Raw genomic sequence first — 21,510 nt, 5'->3', positions numbered from 1 at the left:
ACTTTAGCGCGATGTAGTACTACCCGAGGCCGAAGGGAGCCCAACATGTTTAAGAACACGCAACAGCTCCTAGGCCTAGCGCTACTAGATTGGATAGCGCGCTAGGGTTGTAATCTCGCTATAACGATTTGTTGTACCCGGGTGCGCTATCGTCTGCCGCTTTCAGGCGTGATGAGCGACACGGGTATTTTTCTATCTCTAGGCCTTCTCTCTCTCCTGAAAGCCATCTGTCATAAAACGGTCAATCAGGAGGAACATATAAGCCGCAAAATCACAATCTTTGACGCCACCCTGTGCGACGGTGAGCAGTCGCCGGGCGCCAGCATGAATACCGAGGAAAAGCTCTTCATCGCCCGCCAGCTGGTGCGCATGAACGTGGACGTTATCGAGGCGGGCTTTCCCATCTCGAGTCCTGGTGACTTTCGCTCCGTACAGGAGATTGGCAAGATTGCGGGCGACCGATGCACGGTATGCGGCCTGACGCGCGCTGTCGACAGGGATATCGAAGTGGCTGCAGAGGCGCTCAAAACGGCCCAGAGGCCCCGTATCCATACAGGGCTGGGTGTGAGCACCAGTCACCTGCGCGACAAGCTCCATATGACTGAGGAAAGGGCAATTGAGTGAGCGATCCATGCCGTCAAACATGCTCGCAAGTTCGTTGACGATGTTGAGTTTTATGCCGAGGATGCCGGCCGCTCCGATCAGGAGTTTCTGGTGCGCATTATCGAGGCGGCCGTAAAGGCCGGTGCCACGGTCGTGAACATCCCCGATACGATGGGCCACAACATGCCGTGGGACTTTGGCGTCCGCATCCGTGACCTGCGCGGGCGCTGCGGGTGCGGCCGGTCAGCGTGCGGTCGACGTGATGGAGTATCGCGAGTACGAGATTGAGCGCATTGCGCGCCAGGCATTTGAGGCGGCGTGCAAACGTCGCGGCAAAGTGACGAGCGTTGATAAGCGCAACGTGCTGGAGACGAGCCGCATGTGGCGCGAGATCGTGCATCGCGTGCAAGACGAGGAGTACTCCGACGTGGAGCTTGAGGACCTGCTCGTCGACAACGCCGCCATGCAGCTCATCAGTCGACCGGCAGACTTTGACGTCGTGGTGACGGAGAACATGTTCGGCGACATCCTGTCCGATGAGGCGGCTCAGATTACCGGATCGCTCGGTATGCTTGCCTCTGCCTCGCTGGATGATGGCGTATCGCTGTTTGGGCCGAGCGCTGGCAGCGCTCCTGACATCGCGGGGCTCGGCGTGGCCAATCCGCTGGCTCAAATCTTGTCGGTGGCGATGCTGCTGACCTACGCGCTCGACATGGGCGAGCAAGCCGCGTGGATCGAGAGCGCCGTGGCGCGCGTGCTCGACGAGGGCTGGCGCACCCGTGACATCGCCGATGTCAACACCCCGGCAGATAAGATCCTCGGCACCACGACGATGGGCGACAAGGTCGTCGCCGCGCTGTAGGCGATGCCGATTCAAGCTGTCAAATATCTCAATCTGTAACATCTAAGGGGCAAAATCGTTCCTACCTGTTACAGATTGAGACAAACCGTTGGGACAGGTCGGACGAGTCAGCAAAACCACCACAAAGGTGCCGGTCCCCTTCGTGGTGGTTTTTAGCGCAACGAGGTGTTCCCAGCCGACCATACGGGCGGCCTTGCGCTCACGCTGCTCGATGACAGCGCATCTTTAGACGCGAAGTGTGGAACCGGGTGCATATACGAGCCGCGTAGCGTTACGAATTCATGGGAATGACCGTATCGCCAATTTGTACGCTTGCAATCTTGTCTGTGTCACAAACTTGCGAGAACGGCCAGGTCTTGTGGACATCAGTGGTGCCGTTATCCAGTTTATTTGCGAAATAGCCGCTGTGGCTGGTTGCGTCCTCAACATGACCGTCTTTGAACGTCACGATGAGGGGTATGTTGCCAACGGCATCCATAGACTCCTCCATGTTTTGAGACATCTTGCCGCTGTTGTTGTCGTGTTCGATGGAACGATCTATGTTGTAGCGGACTGAAACGCCAACGCAGGATACGGTGGCCTCTTGAATCGTCGCCTTGGTGCCGTTAAAGTTGACCGATTTGGGCGCGGGAATCGTAACGGATGTATCTTCGTAATTCAGCTGGAACTTAAGATCCCATGGGCCCGTAAGTATTTTCTTATACTCGGGAAGCTCTTTGCCAGCACGTGGCACAACGAGAGAGTTGATATGCGTGCGGACGGTCCTGCCCATAAGGCCGGGTGATTCAACGCTGAACTGTGCAAAGTATTGAATGCTGGAGTCATTGGGGTTCTTGTCAATGAGCCATGATTGGCCTTGGCCGCCATGCTCGCCATCAACGTATACGTTTCCATCGACACTTCCGGTGATAGTTCCGTTCTCGCCCGGCTCGGAAAGCTTTTTCAGGGCAGCGGGATCGTCGAACGTAAGCGTATAGGCGATGGTAACCATATCCTTGTCGCCCATGATGGCGTCGGCGGTCACGGTGACTCCGTTGTTGGAGCAGCTAGCACCGACGGGCCGGCCAATACGGTCGATGATCTCGGTTTGAGAAGCAGGTCCGTCAAAGATGTCGGAAAGCATGTCAGAAGGAAGCGGCAGGACGCCTGTTGCCATAGCCGTGCCAGCGCCTCCAATGACGATAGCGAGGACTGCCGTTACAGCGGCAATGCGAGCGACTGTTCTTACGGGATGGCGGGCGATGCGCGGCTTGCGTCGCGTGCCATTAAAGTTGCTTTGAGCGGTCGCCGCATCGCTCGAGGCGACGGACTGAGCAATCGAGTTTGCCATGTGCTGCTTCGCATTATCGGTAAACGAAATGTGCTCCAGGGCGTGGCGATAGTCATTCGAATTCGTAGTCATTGTGGTCTCCTTTCAAGGAAAGCCGAAGTGACGCACGTCCGCGGCTAAGGTGCTGGGCGGTTGCAGCTGGCGTCGCGTGAACGGCGTCTGCGATTTCCCTGATGCTCATGCCTGCGTAGTAGTGCAAAAAGATGGCGATGCGCTGTGCTTGAGGCAGGGCCGTGACAGCGGAAAGAATGGCGCAGTCGCGTTGCGCGAATTCTTGCTCGGTATGTGTTACGGGTGCGCAGAAATCGGGGAGCGAATCGAGGTCGACAACCGGGTGATTCGCGTGCGTACGGCCGATATCGCGACATGCGTTCAGTGCGACTCGGATCACCCAAGCACGTTCGTGTTCGAGCGAGTCGAACGGTTGAGTGCGTTGGAGAATCTTGATCAGCGTGTCCTGGCAGATGTCTTGAGCGTCGTCAGCGGATCCAAGGGCCGAATAGCACAATCGAAGGATGAGGTCGGAATACGTGTCGACCAAGCGCTTTGCTTCCCGCTCGATCTGATCGGCATCGCATCGGAGCGTGCTATTGCGGTTACGGCGTGCAGGCATAGTGTCACCTCCAATTGGTCGTGGTGGATATAGGGAAGGCGTCTCGCGAGATCCCTCTACATACAACACGGTCGAGACTGCATAAGTTGACAAAAAAAGACGGCATGTGAGCGCCGTCCTTACAAAACAATGAGTGTTCTCGTTAATTACACAAGCACCGTGATGGACAGGTCGGACGAGTCAGCAAAACCACCATAAAGGTGCCTATCCCCTTCGTGGTGGTTGTTGGCAGTTACCAGGGGGTTCTGGCGGTTGAAGACTCGATTGCTTCGTGGCGTTTGAGCTCGCGGCGCATGGTTTGCGAGTTGAGCCAGGCTGCCTGCCAGCCACGGATGGGGTAGCGCGCTTCATCCAGCTCAAACTGCGTATAGCCGCACGCGTTGATGATTGTTGTCCCGCATGCATGCTGGCGCTCACGCTGAAAGTCGCGACCATAGCATTGGTGCACATGCCCGTGCACCATGTAGTCGGCCCCCCAGGACTCAAGCGCTGTGTTAAAGCACTCAAACCCTCGATGCGGCAGATCGTCCAGATCACCCATACCGGCGGCGGGTGCATGGGTAAGCAGAATGTCGCACCCGCCGACCATCCTAACCTTACGCGACAGCTTGCGCATGCGCTTGGACATCTCGCGTTCGGTGTACATGTTGGCGCCGTCGCGATAACGCATGGACCCGCCAAGGCCCGCAATGCGAATCCCTCGGTACGTGTACACGCTGTCTTCCACGCAGATACATCCGCCCGGTGCATGACGTGCGTAGCGGTCATCGTGATTGCCGCGTACGTAGATGAGCGGTTTGTTGATGACCGTAACCAAAAACTCAAGATAGTCCGGGTCCAGATCGCCGGCGGACAAAATCAGGTCGACGCCCTCAAAGCGTTCCTTGCGAAAGCACTCCCAAAGGCATCGTTCTTCGGTATCGGCTATGGCAAGGATTTTCATAGGGCAGGGACTTTCGGCTCATCGTCGAGCTGCGGAATGGTGCCTACCACGTTATCCGCCAGCCAATTCATCTCGACAATCTGCGTGCTCGGCAGCGGAGGGAAGCCTTCGATCTGTACCACGCCGTTCTGGCTGTGGAGCTCGCCGCCAAAGGGGTTGATGGATCCCTCGACAATGCCGTTGCGGAGCAACTGCACGAGTTTGCGCGTCTGGTAGGGTAGGCCCGGAGCGTAACGGATGTCGATAACGCCGGAGCTCATGCCGTACCAGTAGTTGACGGCGCGCACTTGGTTGTCATCGCTGGTTTCGTCCCACGTGCCGTGCAGAAGGCTGCGAACGATGAGCTCGTAGTAACGGCCCCAGTTCCATACCGGCATGGCGATGCCGGAAACCTTGCCATCGACCAGGCGGTGGAGTCCGTAGGCCGTAGGGTCTTCGAGCGACTTTGACATGTCAGCGCCGGTCATGACGCTCACGCCTTCGCGGCACATGGCCTCGGCAAGACCGCCGGCGGGCACATCGCCCCAGGTCAGGATAATTTGCGCGCGGGGGTCGAGCAGCGAGGCGCCAATCGCAAAGGCGTTGATCTCGCTAAGCGCGCCCGAGGCGAAGACCGACGCGTGGTAGCCGATACGGTGGTTGTCCGCCATACTGGCGGCAAGGGCGCCCAGGAGGAACTTGGCCTCGTACATCTTGCCAAAGTACGAACGGACGCTTTGGTGGGGAAGGCCGATAGAGCAGTTAAGGAACCGCACCTGGGGATACTCAACGGCAGCTCTGAGCGTGTATTCCATCAGGCGGTGCGAGGTCGAGAAGATGACGTTAGCTCCATGTTTGACAGCCGTTTCCACGGCGGCGTAGAACACGTCCGGATTGTGACAGTCCTCGAACGCCTCGGTGCGCACGATACCGCCAAAGTGCTCATCGAGATACTGACGCCCTTGGTCGTGCAGGCTGTCCCAGCTCGACGTCGCACAGGGGAACTCATGGATAAAGGCGATGCGCAGGGGGTTGGCCGCCGAGTAGACGGTCTTGCCCATAAAGAAGTTGAGCACGCCGGAGGTGGACTTGGCGAGCGCCTCTTCCTCATCGACGCTCGGCGCTTCGACAAGATCGACCTTGTCCTCGTCATTTTTGCCGGCAATGACCAGCTCGCGCCAGATCTTGCACAGGCGGTTTACGACGATATCCGTCGGCGTATCCAGCAGACGGTCCTGGTTGTACACATTGAGGTAGACGAGCATGGCGTCGGCGGGCGTAATGTCCAGGTGGTCGCCGCCCGCGCGCAGGTAGGCGCGCTTAAAGAGTAGGAAGGTATGGCGCAGGTAGTCGACCTTTTTCTGCGGCCATTTTTCGATAAGGTTCTGACCGAGCATCTTGGCGAGCGTTTCGTAGCTTCCCTCACGCGAGAACTCGATCTCGTATAGGGGGCAGACGCGCCAAAACGCGCAGAACTCACCGTACAGGCGGCTTTCGACGGAATCCCATTTTCCGGGATAGAGGCGGGTGACCTTGGCCGAAACCGTCGGGGCGTCCAGGAATTTGAGGACACTGACGCGCTTGTTGCCCTCTTGGACGTAAAACCGATGCATGAACTCGGTGACGATGATGGGGTCGCGATAGCCCTCGGTCACCTGAATGTCGTAGAGGTTGGACCACTTGCGGGCGAACTCGGTGTTAAACGGCAGCAGGGGCATAAAGTTGCACGAAAAGGCAGACTGACGGCCCTTAGTAACCGTGCCGACGACCATTTCGAGCGGAATATCCCGCAGGCCGACGCTCTCTCGCTGACCTAAGGGGAGCTGGGCAACCAAGCTGTCGAGGTCCGTGAGGTACGGGTGCTCGCTTTGGCTGATGGCGCGACGGCGTCCTTGCTCGCCGCGCTTGCGTGCTTGACGATAGGCCTCTTCCATGGTGTCTACTCCCTTAGTCGTTTAAACAACGATATGAACCATGGTACCACGATGCGAAACCACCACAATGGTGCCTGTCCCCTTTGCGGTTGTTTTAGGCGATGATGGGGGCGATGGCGCGGATGCAAGCGTCGGCTGCCGTGAAAGTGGTGCTGTCGTCGCTGACGATAAAGATGATTTTGCCCTTGACGCCAAAGTCGCCGATCTCGCTAAAGAGCACGTACGGCTCCTTGTCAAAGCCAGAGATGGGAAGCACCGCGGCCTTGGTGGCGTCGGTAAGCTCATCTGCCAGCGCGTCCAACGAGGCCCACTTGGACGTGTCCTTTACGGCAACGGGCACGGCAACGCGCCCAAAGGGCATGAGGTGCACGAGCGTGTTCTTGGAGATATTTGAGTTGGGGACGATGATGGTCTGCCCGCAGGCGTCCTCGATGGTCGTATGGCGCCAGGTGATATCTTGGACCACGCCCGTCACGCCGCCGACCTCGATATTGTCGCCGGGTTTGATGATGCCCATAAAGGTCACCTGCATGCCACCGATAAGGTTTGACAGCGTGTCCTGAAAGCCGAGCGAGATGGCGATGCCGCCGACGCCAAGAGCGGCGACGAGGGCGTTTGCGTTAATGCCAAAGCAGTTGTCGAGGATAAAGCTGCCGCCGATCATCCAAATGACGGCGCGCGCGATGTTGATGAAGATGCTTGATGAAGGGAGTGGGTTATCGTCGCGGTTGAGCAGGTGGTACAGGGTCTTGGACGCGACCTTGGCGGCAACGGCGGTGCCGATGGCCAAGATACCTGCCCAGATGATGTTGTGGACCCATCGTTGTGCAAAGAAATGAAGAATCGGCTCAAACAATTCCATGTAGAGAAACCTCCTAATGATCGTCCAACCATGATACCCATCAAGAAGCCCGTCCGATCACATCGTACGGGCTTCTGTGCTCGATATGGGGGTTAGCGAAAACCGCCGCAAGGGCGTCTGTTCCTTTGCGGCGGTTTTGACGTTTGCGCAGATAAAACCTGCCAAAATAAACCTGTCCCTTATTGGCAGGTTTTAGCTCAGCAGCATGCGGTCGTTGGCGAGCTCGCCGCCCGAGACCTCCTCGAACTTCTGCAGCAGGTCGGCGACGGTGAGCGACTTCTTCTCGTCGCCCGCCACGTCGTAGATAACGTGGCCCTCGTGCATCATGATCAGGCGATTGCCCAGACGGATGGCGTCATTCATGTTGTGCGTGACCATGAGCGTGGTCAGGTGGTTCTCGTCGACAATCTCCTCGGTCAGATTGAGCACCTTAGAGGCGGTCTTGGGGTCGAGTGCCGCGGTGTGCTCGTCGAGCAGCAGCAAGCGCGGCTTGGTGAGCGTGGCCATGAGCAGCGTGAGTGCCTGGCGCTGGCCACCCGAAAGCAGGCCGACCTTGGCGTTGAGGCGCGTGTCCAGGCCAAGGTCCAGGCGCTTGAGCAACTCAACGTACTCGTCCTTCTCGGCCTTGGTGACGCCCCACGAAAGGCCGCGACGCTGGCCGCGACGCTTGGCGAGGGCCAAGTTCTCGGCAATCTGCATGTCGGCTGCGGTGCCGCGCATGGGATCCTGGAACACGCGGCCCAGGTACTTGGCGCGCTGCGACTCGCTCAGGCGCGAGATGTCGGTGCCGTCGAGCTCGATAACGCCCGAATCGAGCGGATATACGCCGGCAATCATGTTGAGCAGCGTGGATTTGCCGGCGCCGTTGCCGCCGATCACAGTTACAAAGTCGCCGTCGTTGAGGGTAAGGTCGACGCCGGTGAGCGCGCGCTTCTCGGTGACGGTGCCCTTGTTAAAGGTCTTCTTGACGTGCGAGAGCTTAAGCATCTGCCTCATCTCCCTTCGTGTAGGAGCTGCGGAGCTTATAGCGCTCCCAAACCACGGGAACGCACAGGGCCACGGCGACGATCACGGCGGAGAGCAGCTTCATGTCGTTGGCGTCCATGCCCAGTTGCAGCACGATGGCGCGGATGAGGAAGTACACCACGGAGCCAAAGACGGCGGAGGCCAGACGGACGGAGAACTGCGTGAGACCGCCGGGCAGCAGGCGGCCGAGCACCTCGCCGATGACGATGGCGGCAAGACCGATAACGATGGCGCCGGTACCCATGCCAATGTCGGCATACTTCTGGCTCTGGCAGATGAGCGCACCCGAAAGGCCAATGAGGGCGTTGGAGAGCACGAGGGCGATCATTTTGGTGGAGTTGGTGTTGACGCCTAGGGCGCGGATCATGTACTCGTTGTTGCCGGTGGCACGCAGCGCCGAGCCGATCTCGGTGCCAAAGAACCAGTACAGGATGGCGACGATGGCCACGGCCAGCACAATGCCTAGGATAATGGCAACAGTGGACTGCGGCAGGCCCGTCATGTTGCTGACGGATGAGAAGATAGTGCCCTTGGCAAGGATGGGCGTGTTGGACTTGCCCATGATGCGCAGGTTGATGGACCACAGACTGATCTGCGTAAGGATTCCGGCGAGGATTGCGGGAATCTCAAAGACGGTGGTCAAGATGCCCGTGACGGCGCCCGCGATGGCGCCGGCGCACATGCCGGCCAGCACGGCGAGCAAGGGGTCGACGTTATTGTTGACGATGAGTACGGCGCAGACACAGCCGCCGAGGGCAAAGCTGCCGTCGCAGGTCATATCGGGGATGTCGAGCAGGCGGAACGTGATAAACACGCCAAGCACCATAATGCCCCAGAGGACGCCCTGCGAAACGGCGCCCTGCAATGCAATGAGCATGCTTCATACCTCCTAGGATAGGGTGGACACGTGATTTTCCATAATAGCGGTACCAATGCATAAAAGAGCTGCGGACGGATGTTTTGTCTCATCCGAAACAAGCAGGGCGAACGCCGGTCTTTAGCGTTCGCCCCAAGGACTCAGATATTGAATAACGCGGCTGTGGCGCGCGTGCGGGCCCTAGACGCGTTACCGCGCATGGCGCTACTCGTCCAGAGCGGAAAGGTCGATACCCAGAGCCTCGGCCATCTCGTCGTTCTTGACGACGACCAGGTCCTTGCTCGAGAGGTGCTTGATCGGCATATCCTCGGGCTTGGCCTCGCCCTTCAGGATCTTAACGGCCATCTCGCCCGCGGCGTAGCCCAGGTCCTTATAGTTGATGGAGAGGGTGAACAGGCCGCCGGCCATGCACATACCCTCCTCGCCGGTCACGAAGGGGAGCTTATTCTCCTTGCAGATCTGGCCGACCTGCGAAGCGCCCGCGGCGATGGTGTTGTCAGTGGGGGAGTACAGCGCGTCGACCTTGCCCACGGAGGACTCGACGACGGACTGAATCTCGTTGGAGCTCGAGACGGTGAAATCGGTGTACTCGAGGCCCAGCTTGTTGAGCTCCTTCTTGGCGGCTTTGATCTGGACGTCGGAGTTGGACTCGGCGGTGCAGTAGAGCAGGCCGACCTTTTTAACGTCGGGCAGGACCTTCTGCATCATCTCGAGCTGCTCGGCGACTGGGGTGAGGTCGGAAGCGCCCGTGACGTTGGTGCCGGGCTTGTCGTTGTCCTGGACCAGGCCGGAGGCGGCGTAGTCGGTGATGGCACAGCCCACGATGGGGATATCGGCCGTGGCGCCGGCGGCAGCCTGCGCGGCGGGCGTGGCGATGGCATAAATCAGGTTGACGTTGTCGCCCACAAACTTGTCGGCAATGGACTTACACGTGGACTGGTCGTTCTGGGCGTTCTTCTGGTCGATCTTGACCTTAAGGCCGCTCTCCTTGATGGCCTTGACAAAGCCGTCGTTGGCGGCATCGAGTGCGGAGTGCTCGGTGAGTTGCAGAACGCCGATGGTGTAGTCGGAACCGGCGGCAGCAGAGCCGGAACCAGAGTTGCCGCCGCATCCGGCGAGCGGGGCGAGCGCGAGCAGACCGGCGGAGACCAGAAGGCTCCTGCGGCTGATGGTGATGTCCTTCATATCATTACCCCCAGTATAAAAATGGCTGGAAACACTGCACTGGGACAAAGTGCAAGTGGAACTATAGTAGCGCTGATGTCCATTTTTACAACAGCCTGGCGGGTTTTTTAATACAGAATCGGATGGGCGGTACGGGTAGTCGAATGGGCGGCGGAGGGTCTTATGCGGCGGAGGAGGCATCGTCCTCGTCCAGGACGGCGAAGAGCTTCTTGCCGTCGAGGAGACGTGTGGTGACGTTTCTCATGCGGCCGATCTCAACGGTACGCAGCGTGTCGTCGGCGCCTCGCGCGTCATAGACCGTTCCCAGCAAATACGAGATGCCGTCTCGTTGCTTGATGGCAAAGGGCCGGAGTGTCATCCGCGCCACTTCGACCTCTCCGCGTGCCGTGACACTCGAAATATCAAAACTCACCGTGGTTCCGTGGTCGATGGCCTGCTCGATGAGCTCGCAGGCATCGATGCGCTTGACGGGCGTGCGTATGGCCTTGGTGGATTTGTCGCCTGCGCTTGGAGCAGGCTCGGGTGCATCGAGGTAGCCGCGAACGTCGGCACTCGCCATGGCGACCAGGTGCTGCGCCATGCTTTTTCGAATGGCGATGGGCGTAGAGCGGTTGCGCATGACCATGCCGTGGAGCCGGATGATCTCTTCGTCGGTGAGCGGACGGGTCAAGAGCCGATACCCCACGCCGCGCTTGTATTCAATTTCGTATCCGGCATGGCGAAGTGCGGAGATGGCGGTGTAGATGCTGCGCCGCGCCGCCGAGATGGGCATGCGGGCGGGGTCGTCGGGATGGGCGAGACGCCGGATCAACTCATCGGAAAGCATGGCCTTGTCCTCGCCGGTGTTTTCGCTTAATAATTGCAGGATGCGAACGGCGCGATAGGCTGCCATCGAGGCGGCGCCCCTCGTCGTGGTCTCGTAAGTTTCAACAGCGGTTTCGGTCATGGCGTCCACGTCCTTTCCGTTTTGGGTGGCGACGGTATGGAGCCTAGGGCGCGGGGCTTTCCCAGGGGTGCAGGACACTCCGGGCGGTCGGTAGCCGTCGGCAAGCGGCGGGTCGAGTTTTCAACAGCCCTGGTCAACTGACCAAAAACTTGCCAAAAGCTTGACGGATGTTGTTGAAAAAAGCGTCTCTCGACCGATGTCGAGAGACGCTTATGCGATGAGCGTTGGCGTGTGGCGACGCGAGCTAGCGTCCGACGATTAGAAGTCGGCGTTGCCCACGGTGCGCGGGTGCGGCAGGACGTCGCGGATGTTGCCCACGCCGGTCAGATACATGACCAAGCGCTCGAAGCCCAGACCGTAGCCGGCGTGCTTGCAGGAACCGTAGCGGCGCAGGTCAAGGTAGTACTTGTACTGCTCGGGATTCATGCCCAGGTCCTTGATGCGGGCCTCGAGCAGATCCAGGCGCTCCTCGCGCTGGGAGCCGCCGATAATCTCGCCGATACCGGGAACCAGGCAGTCGGCGGCGGCGACGGTCTTGCCGTCCTCGTTCATGCGCATGTAGAACGCCTTGATCTCAGCCGGGTAGTCGGTCACGAAGGTCGGGCGCTTAAAGTGCTCCTCGGTCAGGAAGCGCTCGTGCTCGGTCTGCAGGTCGATGCCCCAGCTGACGGGGTAATCAAACTGGTGGCCAGCAGCGACTGCCTGCTCCAGGATCTCGACGGCCTCGGTGTAGGTAACGCGGGCAAAGTCGGAGTTTGCCACGTGGTCCAGGCGCTCGATCAAGCCCTTGTCCACAAACTTGTTGAGCATGTTGAGCTCGTCGGGGCAGGTGGCCATAACGTCCTTAAGGACGTACTTGAGCATGGCCTCGGCGTTATCCATGTAGTCGTTAAGGTCGGCAAAGGCCATCTCGGGCTCGATCATCCAAAACTCGGCGGCGTGGCGCGTGGTGTTGGAGTTTTCGGCGCGGAAGGTGGGGCCAAAGGTGTACACGTCGCCAAAGGCCATGGCAAAGTTCTCGGCATTGAGCTGGCCGGATACGGTAAGGCTCGCGTGCTTTCCAAAGAAGTCCTGGCTCCAGTCAACCTCGCCGGACTCGGTGAGGGGCGGATTTTTGGGGTCGAGCGTGGTCACGCGGAACATCTCGCCGGCGCCCTCGCAGTCACTCGTGGTGATGATGGGGGTGTTGACGTAGACAAAGCCCTGCTCCTGGAAGAAGCGGTGGATGGCGGCAGCCGCGACAGAACGGATGCGGAACACGGCGCGGAACAGGTTGGTGCGCGGGCGCAGGTGCTGCTGGGTGCGCAGGAACTCGACGGTTGCGCGCTTCTTCTGCAGCGGGTAATCCGGGGCGCTGACGCCCTCGACCTCGATGGAGGTGGCAGAAAGCTCGAAGGGCTGGGGCGCATCGGGGGTCAGCTTGACGGTGCCGGTGCAAATGAGTGCGGCCGAGACGTTTTGATGGGCGATCTCGTCGTAGTTGTCGAGTGCCTCGCGGTTCATGACGACCTGCAGGTCGCGGAAGCAGCTGCCGTCGTTGAGCGTAACAAAGCCAAAGTTCTTCATGTCGCGGATGGACTTGACCCAGCCGGCGACGGTGACGGTCTGGCCGCCGAGCGACTCGGCATCGGCATAGAGCTGCGCGATTTTGGTGCGGTTCACGTATCCTCCCATAACGGTTGAATGATAGTTATCCATACAGTTCGATATTCTAGCAGCTCGGCTCATTTGGGCTATACAGATAAGGCATTGGCGGGATGGTTTTTCAAACGAAAAGCGCCCGCGGCCAAATGGTCGCGGGCGCTTGACGAGGTGCCTTTTGGCTGTGTGGCGCGGGGCCTGGCTACTTGGTCTTGGCAACCAGCAGCGGATCGCCAAGCTTGACGAGCGGATTGCCGCCGATAAGCGTGCCAGACTCGCCGACGTGGTCGATGCTCTTGAGGCGGTCGAGCTCAGAGATGATGACGGTCACGATGTCCTCGTGACCGGCGGCCTTGATGGCCTCGCGATCGAAGCTGATGAGCGGCTGGCCGGCCTTGACCGTGTCGCCCATCTCGACAAAGCGGGCAAAACCCTTGCCGTTCATTTCCACGGTGCCCAGGCCAACATGGATGAACACGCGAAGACCGTCCTCGGTAATCATGCCGATGGAGTGGTTGGTGACGGTGGTGGCGCCGATGCGACCGTTGGCGGGGGCGTAAATGGTGTCGGTAATGGGCTCGATGCCGTAGCCCTGGCCGAGCATGCCCGAGGCGATGGTCTCGTCGGGAACCTCACTCAGATTGACGAGCACGCCGTTGACGGGAGCGTAGATGACGCCTTCGCGGGTGGCGAAGCTTGCTGCGGGCGGAACGGACGCCTCGCCCGACGAAGTGAACGTGGACTTGAGCGAATCGAGCAGACCCATAGATGCCTCCAACGTATCAGGCGTGCATGTTGCACGCGTGTGGTTTGCCGGAAACGTTTCGTACGTGTTTCCCAGCACGGTCAGCGCTCCTATTTTACGCTGCTTAACGATGCCTCTGAACAGCGATTTTGTGATATATCAGTTGAAGGCCAACTTATTGCGGGGGTGTTTCTGCGCCGCGGGCTCAAGTGGGGTACGCTAAGGTGCGAAAAACGAGTGCGCACGAATCGCACGGAGGGAGCACCTATGATTATTGAGAACCATGCGCTGTGGGGCGAGGAGCCGACCGAGGATTATCCGGCGACGTTTACGTATCTGGGTGCCGAGCCGCTGCCCGACAAGCCCAATGGCCGCCGCCCCGCGGTGATCATCTGCGGCGGAGGCGGGTTTACGCATATCGCTCCGCACGAGCAGGACCCGGTGGCGTTTGCGTTTTTGGACCGCGGCTACCAGGCCTTTGTGCTCAACTATGTGACGAGCGCCACGGGCGACGTGAGCTTTCCGCACCCCCAGGCAGATCTTGCCAAGATGGTCGCCACGGTGCGTGCGAATGCCGACGAGTGGCATGTCGATCCCAAGCGCGTGTGCGTCGTGGGCTTTTCTGCTGGCGGCATGATTTGCGCCTCGCTGGCAACGCAGTGGAAGACCGGCCCCTTCGCGGCACTTGCCGGGGCCCGTCCGGAGGATATTCGTCCCGACGCCGTGGTGCTGGGCTATCCGTTGCTCGACCTTGCCTATGTGCGCGATATGCAGACGCGCGACCCGCGCATCGACCTGCGCGTGCCCAAGACGGGTGGCAAGACAGGGCGCGATTTGCTCAACGACTATCTGTCGATGGTGACGGGCGGCGAGGCGACCGATGAGCACCTGACCGACATTTGCCCTACCACGCACGTTTCGCGCCAGATGCCCCCGACCTTTGTGTGGGGCGTTTCGGACGATAAGACGGCGCCGGTCGCGCAGGTCTACCCGTTTGCGCGGCGCATGGCCGAGGAGGGTGTTGCATGCGAGATGCACGTCTTTGACCAGGGTGGCCACGGCCTTTCGCTCGGCAACGCCAATACCGCGGTCGATAACGAGGACAAGCAGGTGGCGGTCCGCCCTTGGATTCGCCTAGCCTTCCGCTTCCTGGAGCGCCACGGTTTCTAGACCGCGCAGCACGAGAGCGGATAATCTCCCATTTTTTGGTCTGCTTTTCGACAAAAAAGGGGGATTATCCACTCTCGTGAGATGGGCGTCTGATAGCTTTCCTTGTTGTATTTCTACCAGACGGTGAACTGGGCGTTTTCCGTGTTCCAATGGACATCGCGAACGTAGTCGCGCACGCCCGTCGCATCTCGTGCTTCGAACAACTCAAGAATATGAGCATGTTCGTTGTTGGCTTTATTGAGCAGCTTACACGCCGTCTCCTGGTCAACAGTCTCGTAATCGCGCTTGATAAAGCAACGCTCGAGCTGCGAGATCATATCGCGCAGACGGTCGTTGCCACAGCGGTTGAAGTACGTAAGGTGAAAGTCTCGCTGAATGTCGTCATACTTACGGATGAGACCGCCTTGGATCGCGAGGTCCATGGAGCCGACGAGAAATTTCAGCTGCGTAATATCGTCGTCAGTTAGATTCGGACAGGCGAGATATGCGGCCTGCCCGTCGAGCGGCCCCATAATCTCAAAGACTTCAACGGCGTTTTGCTGATCGAACCCACGGACGCGGAATCCGCGGCGGGGGAGATTGTCCAGGTAGCCATCGCTTGCCAGCTGGATGAGCGCCTCGCGGACCGGCGTGCGCGACACGCCCATGGCATCGCAGATCGCTTGCTCGCTCAGCCGGTCGCCGGCGGACAACTCGCCGGCGTCAATACGGCTCGAAATATAGTCGTATACGTGGTCCTTCAGGGGCCTTCTGAGCGTTTCCATGAGCTTGTGTTCCTTAACGGTATATTTCTAAAATTAAATACGTTTCGCTTGAATAGCTCAGTCGAATTATAGAACGACCAGCTAAATCGTGCTACTTTGCGCCGATAAGCAGGAATACGCTTACCGAGGATTATCTACCGTTCGGGACTGTATACAATATACAAAACAGCAAAGACACCCTAAGATAAAGCCATCGGAAGGAAGGCGGACGCAAGGAAGTCCGCTCAGTACTATGAGATCCAAGGAGGATCATCATGACCAAGTTCAGCCACGTCATCATCCGTCGTCCCGGCAAGTCCCTGAGCAATGGCATCACGAGCGCTCCCGAGCTTGGCCAGCCCATCTACGAGCGCGCTATCGAGGAGCATTACGATTACGAGCACGCACTCGAGCAGTGCGGCGTTGACGTGTCGGTGCTGCCGGCACTCGAGCAGTTTCCCGACAGCTGCTTCGTCGAAGATCCGGCCGTTATCACTCGCTGCGGCGCCATCATTACCAACCCCGGCGCCGATAGCCGCAACGGCGAGAAGGACGAGATTGAGCCGGCCGTCCGTCGCTTCTTTGACGACGAGCATGTCAAGCACATCGTTTCTCCGGGCACGCTTGACGGCGGCGACGTCATGATGGTCGGTGACCATTTCTACGTCGGTCGCTCCGCTCGTACCAACGAAGAGGGCATTCGCCAGTTCTGCGAGATTCTCGAGGGCTGGGGCCTCGAGGGTTCTGAGGTTCCGCTGGAGGAGGTCCTGCACCTCAAGACGGGCGTCAACTACATCGAGGACAACAACATGCTCGTCTCTGGTGAGTTCATCGATAAGCCCGACTTTGCCCAGTACAACAAGATCGTCGTGCCCGAGGACGAGGCGTACGGCGCAAACTGCATCTGGGTCAACGGTACGGTCATCGTTGCCGAGGGCTATCCGACTGTGCTCAAGGCCGTGCAGGATCTGGGCTACAAGACACTCGTCGTTGACACCTCCGAGTATCGCAAGGTCGACGGCGGCCTTTCTTGCCTGTCGCTGCGCTTCTAACGCGATAGCTGTAACAGTCTGATGATCGCTTGACCGATGGCCCGGCACCCGATTCGGGACGTCCGGGCCATCTTTCGTTCGATCACATGATGAAGGGGGTGCACATACAATGGCCTCTAAAGCTCAAAATGAAGAGATTATCGACCCTAATGGCCTCGATCTCTTTCGTCTGACCATGATGGTTATTACCGCCAGTATTTGTGGCGGCATCTTTTCGCTTGCCGGCGATATGGCAGCAGGCGGGGCAAATACCGGTGCGGTTATCGTCTCGTGGGGAATTTGCTTTATTGGCGTCTTTGCGCTGATGATGGTGTTCAACGGTTTGTCTCAGGCCCGTCCCGACCTGACCGGCGGCATCTATGCATACGCTGCGGCCGGTTTTGGCGATTACATTGGATTCAACTCCGCTTGGGGCTACTGGATCAGCGCATGTCTTTCCAACGTGAGCTTTGCGCTCTTGCTGTTTAGCGCGCTGGGCTATTTCTTCCCCGCGTTTGGCGCGGGTAACAACCTGCTTTCTATCGTCTGCGCCAGCGTGTTTTTGTGGTTCCTTACCGCCCTTGTGCTTCGTGGCGTTAAGGAGGCTGCGGGCATTAACACAATCGTCACGTTGGCGAAGCTGGTGCCGTTGGGGCTCTTTGTGCTGAGTATCGTGCTCCTGGGTAAGTTCAACGTCGATATCTTTATGGACAACTTCTGGGGAGAGCCGGCTGGTCCTGGCTTTGGCGAGCAGGTTGTCTCGACCATGATTGCCCTTGTCTGGGTCTTCACGGGCATCGAGGGCGCTGTCGTTATCTCGGGCCGTGCTAAGTACGTGCGTGACGTCGGCCGTTCGACGGCGCTCGGATTTGCGGCTGTATTCACGCTGTATCTGATCATCTCGATGCTGTCGCTCGGCATTATGCCGCGCGAGGAGATGGCACAGCTTGCAACGCCCTCCATGGCGGGAATTCTCGAGTGCGCAATCGGTCCGGTTGGTGCTGCCATCGTAAACCTTGGCGTTATCCTTTCGTTGGTCGGCGCACTGCTGGGCTATGTCATCATTGCGTCCGAGACGCCGTTCGAGGCGGCGCGCCAGGGATCCTTCCCTCTGGCGTTTGCCAAGACGAACAAGCACGACGCCCCGGTGGTAACGGTTCTCGTGAGCTCTGGCATTACGCAGCTCTTCTTGATCGTGTCGTATGTGGCGGCGAGCACCTACCAGTTCTTCTATAGCTGCGCAGTCAACACGATTCTGGTTCCGTATGTCTGCTCGGCTGCCTATTACATGGTGATTGGTTGGAAGAAGGAGCATCTGGACGGACCGCATGCGCCAAGCGTCGGCAAGGCGCGATTCTTCGGCACGCTCGGCTTCATTTACACATTGTTCCTTGTGTGGTCGACGGGCCTCCAGGGCGTCATGATCACGACGATCCTTTTTGCTCCGGCCATTCCCGTTTATATGCTGGGCGAGCGAGGTCGCGGTAAGCCGGTACTTCCGCACCTGCACGACAAGCTGATCGCAGCGGTGGTCATTGTCGTGGCGGTCATCTCGCTGTATCTGCACTTTGCCGGCATTGCGCCGATAGTCTAAGACTGCGGCAAGCTTCATCGCTTGGTAAGCCGACGGAGGCGTCGCGTGCCGGTGCCGTTCGGTAATCCATAACTGACGTGGGCCTCTGTAACGTGCCTTTGTGAGCGCCCACCAAGCCCGCGCAGGTGACATTTGTTGCCAGCGCGGGCTTTTGCTGTTGCGGCGAAATAGTTCCTGTTTTTGCTGGTTAAAGCATCAAACAGGAACTATTCCACCGCAACTTGTTTTGATTCGCTGGGGGACGGAGGAAGCGGCGATCCGGAATCCACCTGCACAGTCGCTCCGCATCCCGTCCGTTGGCGCAAGTGGTGCCAAATGTAACCTGTCCCCCTTGCACGCTTGTCCCCCTTGCACCAATCTGTTGATTGAACGTCGTTGCGTGTTCACGGTTTCTGGGCAAGCCGTCTCGCAGCAAAGTAGACTAGATGGCCATTTCAAAAAGTCTGCTTAGAGGAGGAGCCATGCTTGAGGGTACGTATGTGGTTTCGGCCCAGACGCCGGTGGGGAGTAGACGCGGCGAGGTGACGTTTTCGCATGGGGTGAACGGCGCGTTCAGGGCAGTGCTAAACGTCAGGGGTCTCAATATCGCTCTCTCGGGTGCCCGCGCTGAGTGCGATTTCTTTGAGCTCTCGGGTACTATCTCCCACGTCTTGATGGGCAAGGTGCCCTTTACATGCACGGGGTCGGTCGAGGGTGATCGACTCACCGCTACCGCGCGGTCGGGTTCCGTTTCGATCTCGCTGAGCGGTATGCGCAAAGAGCTTTCGGGGCGCACGGCATAAAGTTTGCGCAGGTAAACATCGGTATTTGACTTTATAAAATAGTTCAGAGCGCTATCATTTGGCGTTACGAGTTGGTTAGCCCCGGTAAACGGTTAGCCGCGTCTAACGAAAGGATGAGCGCGTGAAGCTCGATACGCTCGAGATTGGAAAGGACGCCGTTGTCGCATCGGTGGCATCGGACGATCAGGCACTCCGACAGCATATTTTGGACATGGGCCTAACACCGGGCACCGAAGTCACCATGATGAAGTACGCCCCTATGGGCGATCCACTCGAGATTCGCCTGCGTGGCTACGAGTTGACGCTGCGCAAGGACGATGCCGCTCGCATCGAGCTCGTGGGTATCCACGACACCGATACGGGTCCGCGCGCTAACGCCGCAATCGGCACGACGGAGCACCCGGCACTGGGCGAGGGCACGTATTCGCCCCGCGCGGCCAAGACGGCCGTGCCCGAGGGTGCGCCGCTGCATTTCGCCCTCGCCGGCAACCAAAACTGCGGCAAGACCACGCTGTTCAACCAGCTGACGGGCTCCAACCAGCATGTCGGTAACTTTCCTGGCGTGACGGTCGACCGCAAAGATGGCGCCATCCGCAACCACCCCGAGGCAAGCGTTACCGACCTGCCCGGCATTTACTCTCTGTCGCCGTACACGGGCGAGGAGATCGTAAGCCGCCAGTTTATCCTGGATGAGCACCCCGACGCCATCATCGATATCATCGACGCCACCAACATCGAGCGTAACCTGTACCTGACGCTGCAGCTTATGGAGCTCGATCGCCCTATGGTTATCGCGCTCAACATGATGGACGAGGTGACGGCCAACGGCGGCGCCGTGGACGTCAACCTGCTCGAGAGCCTGTTGGGCGTGCCCGTTGTCCCCATTAGCGCTGCCCGCAACGAGGGTATCGGCGAGCTGGTGGAACATGCTCTGCACGTGGCGCGGTTCCGCGAGCGCCCCGGTCGCCTGGACTTCTGCGCGCCCGATGGTCCAGACGGCGGCGCGCTGCATCGCTGCATTCACGGCATCGCCAACCTTATCGAGGACCATGCCGCGACGGCCCACATCCCGGTGCGCTTTGCGGCGACCAAGTTGGTTGAGAGCGATGAGCTGGTGACCGAGGCACTTCATCTGGACCGTAACGAGCTCGACGCCATCGAGCACATCATTACCCAGATGGAGGGCGAAGCCGGCACCGACCGCCTGTCCGCACTGGCCGACATGCGCTTTACCTTTATCGGCGACATGTGCGGGCGTTGTGTTGTCAAGCCGCACGAGAGCCGCGAGCACGTGCGCTCCGTCAAGATCGACCGCATCCTGACGGGTCGCTACACGGCCATTCCGGCGTTCCTGGTGATCATGGGCCTCGTATTTTGGCTGACGTTTGGCGTGATCGGCGCGGCGTTGCAGGGACTCATGGAGGACGGTATCGCTGCCATCATCGCCTCGGCCGATGCGGGCCTCAAGGCGTTCGGAACCAACGACGTGGTGCGCTCGCTGGCTGTCGACGGCGTGCTTACGGGCGTGGGTAGCGTGCTGACCTTCCTGCCGATTATCGTCGTGCTCTTCTTGTTCCTCTCCATTCTGGAAGACTCCGGATACATGGCACGCGTGGCCTTTGTCATGGATAAGGTGCTGCGTCGCTTTGGCCTGTCGGGCCGCAGCTTTGTGCCCATGCTCGTCGGTTTTGGCTGCACCGTGCCGGCTATCATGTCGACCCGTACGCTCCCATCCGAGCACGACCGCAAGATGACGGTCATGCTCACACCGTTCATGAGCTGCTCGGCCAAGCTGCCGGTTTACGGCTTGCTGTGCGGGGCGTTTTTCCCACAGGCGACGGTTCCCGCCATGGTCTCGCTCTATCTGATTGGTATTGCGGTTGGTTGCATTGCGGCTCTGGTGCTCAACCGTACGGCATTTAAGGGCGACCCGGTGCCGTTTATCATGGAGCTCCCCAATTACCGCCTGCCGAGCGTCAAGACGACGGTGATGCTGGCATGGGATAAGGCCAAGGACTTTATTACCAAGGCCTTTACCATTATCTTTGCCGCTACGGTGGTCATCTGGTTCCTGCAGACGTTCGATATCCGCTTTAACGTGGTCGCCGACCAGTCGCAAAGCCTGCTTGCCGGTCTAGGTAGCATCATCGCACCGGTGTTGGCCCCGCTCGGTTTTGGCGACTGGCGCGCCTCGACGGCACTCGTCACGGGACTTATTGCCAAGGAGAGCGTCATCTCGACGCTCACGGTGCTTTTGGGCGCAACCTCTCCCGCGGCACTGTCAGCCATGTTTTCGCCGTTTACCGCCTACGTGTTCTTGGTCTTTACGCTGCTGTACCCGCCTTGCGTGGCGTCCATCGGCGCCGTCAAGAGCGAGTTGGGCGCGCGCTATGCCGTGGCCGTATTCGCGTTTCAGGTGACGGTCGCCTGGATCGTGGCGTTTGTCGTGCATTCGGCGGGCATATTGCTGGGGTTGGCTTAGGGGCGCGTTGATGCTCCGCGCTTTTGGGCGAGCAACAATTCAATAAATATGAGCCAAAATACCGGTAATTGTCGGCCTGCGGGGACTGTCCTACGCTGCAGGTTGCCGTTCGCTGCCTATTTGCTGCCGTTTACGGATTCGTAAATACTTGCAATCGTCGGT

Annotated in this window: 18 protein-coding genes and 1 pseudogene; 7 read left to right on the top strand and 12 right to left on the bottom strand. The window is 59.1% G+C overall.

From position 1 onward, the window contains the following. Positions 1-171: 171 nt before the first annotated feature. Positions 172-891, top strand: a pseudogene (locus tag DWV20_RS03670) (hypothetical protein). Next, the gene (locus DWV20_RS03665) at positions 815-1,465 is read left to right on the top strand and encodes an isocitrate/isopropylmalate family dehydrogenase (protein WP_233539766.1); all 651 of its coding nucleotides are present in this window, start codon (positions 815-817) and stop codon (positions 1,463-1,465) included. Before DWV20_RS03670 ends, DWV20_RS03665 begins: the two are co-directional and overlap by 77 nt. A 271-nt stretch (positions 1,466-1,736) precedes the next feature. Here DWV20_RS03665 and DWV20_RS03660 read toward each other — a convergent pair whose 3' ends face one another. From DWV20_RS03660 to DWV20_RS03610, 11 genes are all read right to left on the bottom strand, one after another. After that, positions 1,737-2,867 (bottom strand): DUF4179 domain-containing protein, encoded by a 1,131-nt coding sequence (locus tag DWV20_RS03660; RefSeq protein ID WP_117816894.1) that lies wholly within the window; start codon positions 2,865-2,867, stop codon positions 1,737-1,739. Then, on the bottom strand, positions 2,848-3,408 hold the full coding sequence (locus DWV20_RS03655; RefSeq protein ID WP_117583099.1) for an RNA polymerase sigma factor: 561 nt from the start codon (positions 3,406-3,408) through the stop codon (positions 2,848-2,850). The genes DWV20_RS03660 and DWV20_RS03655 overlap by 20 nt, the downstream gene beginning before the upstream one ends. Before the next feature lie 232 nt (positions 3,409-3,640). Then, a complete protein-coding gene (locus DWV20_RS03650) occupies positions 3,641-4,351 on the bottom strand; it encodes a metallophosphoesterase (RefSeq protein WP_117817093.1) in 711 nt (236 codons plus the stop codon). Beyond that, positions 4,348-6,264 carry a BMP family ABC transporter substrate-binding protein gene (locus DWV20_RS03645; protein ID WP_117817094.1) on the bottom strand — a complete coding sequence of 639 codons (1,917 nt, stop codon included), beginning with the start codon at positions 6,262-6,264 and terminating at the stop codon, positions 4,348-4,350. Before DWV20_RS03645 ends, DWV20_RS03650 begins: the two co-directional genes overlap by 4 nt. Before the next feature lie 94 nt (positions 6,265-6,358). After that, complete coding sequence (locus DWV20_RS03640) at positions 6,359-7,126, bottom strand: mechanosensitive ion channel family protein (protein ID WP_089572515.1); 768 nt, start codon at positions 7,124-7,126, stop codon at positions 6,359-6,361. Positions 7,127-7,318: 192 nt separating this feature from the next. Continuing rightward, on the bottom strand, positions 7,319-8,113 hold the full coding sequence (locus DWV20_RS03635; RefSeq protein WP_022093887.1) for an ABC transporter ATP-binding protein: 795 nt from the start codon (positions 8,111-8,113) through the stop codon (positions 7,319-7,321). Continuing rightward, the gene (locus DWV20_RS03630; RefSeq protein ID WP_117655043.1) at positions 8,106-9,029 is read right to left on the bottom strand and encodes an ABC transporter permease; all 924 of its coding nucleotides are present in this window, start codon (positions 9,027-9,029) and stop codon (positions 8,106-8,108) included. Before DWV20_RS03630 ends, DWV20_RS03635 begins: the two co-directional genes overlap by 8 nt. 204 nt (positions 9,030-9,233) lie before the next feature. Beyond that, positions 9,234-10,214 (bottom strand): ABC transporter substrate-binding protein, encoded by a 981-nt coding sequence (locus DWV20_RS03625; protein ID WP_117799698.1) that lies wholly within the window; start codon positions 10,212-10,214, stop codon positions 9,234-9,236. A 160-nt stretch (positions 10,215-10,374) separates the two neighbouring features. Beyond that, on the bottom strand, positions 10,375-11,160 hold the full coding sequence (locus DWV20_RS03620; protein WP_117799699.1) for a hypothetical protein: 786 nt from the start codon (positions 11,158-11,160) through the stop codon (positions 10,375-10,377). A 258-nt stretch (positions 11,161-11,418) separates the two neighbouring features. Next, a complete protein-coding gene (gene asnS, locus DWV20_RS03615) occupies positions 11,419-12,822 on the bottom strand; it encodes an asparagine--tRNA ligase (RefSeq protein WP_117563868.1) in 1,404 nt (467 codons plus the stop codon). Between the two features lie 181 nt (positions 12,823-13,003). Beyond that, positions 13,004-13,567, bottom strand: a complete 564-nt coding sequence (locus DWV20_RS03610; protein WP_118256413.1) for a PTS glucose transporter subunit IIA — start codon at positions 13,565-13,567, stop codon at positions 13,004-13,006. A gap of 246 nt (positions 13,568-13,813) precedes the next feature. Between DWV20_RS03610 and DWV20_RS03605 the strand changes: the two genes are divergently transcribed. Further along, positions 13,814-14,716 carry an alpha/beta hydrolase gene (locus DWV20_RS03605; RefSeq protein ID WP_118256412.1) on the top strand — a complete coding sequence of 301 codons (903 nt, stop codon included), beginning with the start codon at positions 13,814-13,816 and terminating at the stop codon, positions 14,714-14,716. A 113-nt stretch (positions 14,717-14,829) separates the two neighbouring features. Here the strand turns inward: DWV20_RS03605 and DWV20_RS03600 are convergent, their stop codons facing one another. Next, positions 14,830-15,480, bottom strand: a complete 651-nt coding sequence (locus DWV20_RS03600) for a GntR family transcriptional regulator (RefSeq protein WP_117775869.1) — start codon at positions 15,478-15,480, stop codon at positions 14,830-14,832. A 254-nt stretch (positions 15,481-15,734) separates the two neighbouring features. Here DWV20_RS03600 and DWV20_RS03595 point away from each other — a divergent pair, with 254 nt between their 5' ends. The 4 genes from DWV20_RS03595 (at position 15,735) to feoB (ending at position 21,348) form a co-directional block, all read left to right on the top strand. Then, positions 15,735-16,511: a dimethylarginine dimethylaminohydrolase family protein gene (locus DWV20_RS03595; RefSeq protein WP_118256411.1), complete on the top strand. Its 777-nt coding sequence runs from the start codon at positions 15,735-15,737 to the stop codon at positions 16,509-16,511. Positions 16,512-16,620: 109 nt separating this feature from the next. Next, positions 16,621-18,084 (top strand): basic amino acid/polyamine antiporter, encoded by a 1,464-nt coding sequence (locus DWV20_RS03590; protein ID WP_117756912.1) that lies wholly within the window; start codon positions 16,621-16,623, stop codon positions 18,082-18,084. 461 nt (positions 18,085-18,545) lie between these two features. Further along, complete coding sequence (locus DWV20_RS03585) at positions 18,546-18,866, top strand: hypothetical protein (protein WP_118237004.1); 321 nt, start codon at positions 18,546-18,548, stop codon at positions 18,864-18,866. A gap of 121 nt (positions 18,867-18,987) precedes the next feature. Beyond that, complete coding sequence (gene feoB / locus DWV20_RS03580; RefSeq protein ID WP_118256410.1) at positions 18,988-21,348, top strand: ferrous iron transport protein B; 2,361 nt, start codon at positions 18,988-18,990, stop codon at positions 21,346-21,348. Positions 21,349-21,510: the final 162 nt, after the last annotated feature.

The sequence above is a fragment of the Collinsella sp. AF02-46-1 genome (assembly GCF_003465825.1).
In the GTDB taxonomy this organism is placed as follows: Bacteria; Actinomycetota; Coriobacteriia; order Coriobacteriales; family Coriobacteriaceae; genus Collinsella.
This window is presented reverse-complemented; position numbering and strand designations above follow the sequence as displayed.